The sequence below is a fragment of the Streptomyces sp. NRRL S-118 genome, assembly GCF_000716335.1.
GTDB lineage: Bacteria > Actinomycetota > Actinomycetes > Streptomycetales > Streptomycetaceae > Streptomyces.
In genome coordinates this window covers 1-922 of record NZ_KL591019.1, presented here as the reverse complement: position 1 = coordinate 922, position 922 = coordinate 1, and the positions used below count along the sequence as shown (strand labels likewise).

The window sequence follows — 922 nt, the reverse complement described above, 5'->3', positions numbered from 1 at the left end:
TCAGAGGGTGGAGAGTCGTTTGTGCAGGGTGTCGAGGGTTTGGCGGGGGGTGAGGGCGCAGGCGCCGAGGCGGTCGAGCATGTCGCGGTACTGCTCGACGATCTGGGGTTTCTGGGAGAAGGTGCTGTCGGTGAGGTGTTCGATGTAGATGGCGTCCTTGAGGTCTTCGTGGGCGAAGCGGAGGTAGGTCAGGCCGGTGCCGACGCCGACGGAGGCGGTGATGTCGAGGGGTGCGATCTGGAGGGTGATGCGGGGGCGTTGTGCGAGGTCGATGAGGTGCTGGAGTTGTGCGCGCATGGTGTGGGGTCCGCCGACGGTGCGCATGAGGACGGATTCGTCGATGACGGCCCAGAGGCGTGGTGCGTCGGGTTGGTGGAGTTGGTGTTGTCGTTGCTGGCGGAGTGCGACGCGGCGCTGGATGTCGTGGTCGAGGAGGGGGCCGGGTCCGGAGCGTACGACGGCGTGGGTGTAGTCGGGGGTCTGGAGGAGGCCGGGGATGTAGAAGGGTTCGTAGGTGCGGATGGTGGCGGCGGCGCCTTCGAGGGCGACGAGGGGTGCGAAGAAGTCGGAGAGGGCGTCGCTGTAGGAGCGCCACCAGTCGGGGCGGCGGGATTGTTCGAGGAGGCGGAGGAATTCGTCGACCTGGACGGGGTCGTGGGCGCCGTAGAGGTCGAGCAGGGCGGTGGCGTCGGAGGGTTTGCAGCCGTGGCGGCCGAGTTCGATGCGGCTGGTCTTGGAGCGGGAGAAGCCGAGTTTGGTGTCGACGTCGGCGGGTTCGAGTCCGGCGCGGAGGCGTAGTTCGCGGAGTTTGCCGCCGAGGATGATCCGGAGGGCGGTCGGGTTGTTCTCGACGGCTCCCAGGGGCCGGACGAACAAGGACGGGCTCGGTTCGGCTGCGGCCATCACTCGCTCCTGCGGACTA

1 protein-coding gene is annotated in these 922 nt (G+C 67.7%); it reads right to left on the bottom strand.

Translation table 11 applies throughout. From position 1 onward, the window contains the following. Entirely contained in the window at positions 1-903 is a 903-nt protein-coding gene (locus IH00_RS0126665) for a helix-turn-helix domain-containing protein (protein WP_052411659.1), read from the bottom strand. Positions 904-922 lie beyond the last annotated feature (19 nt).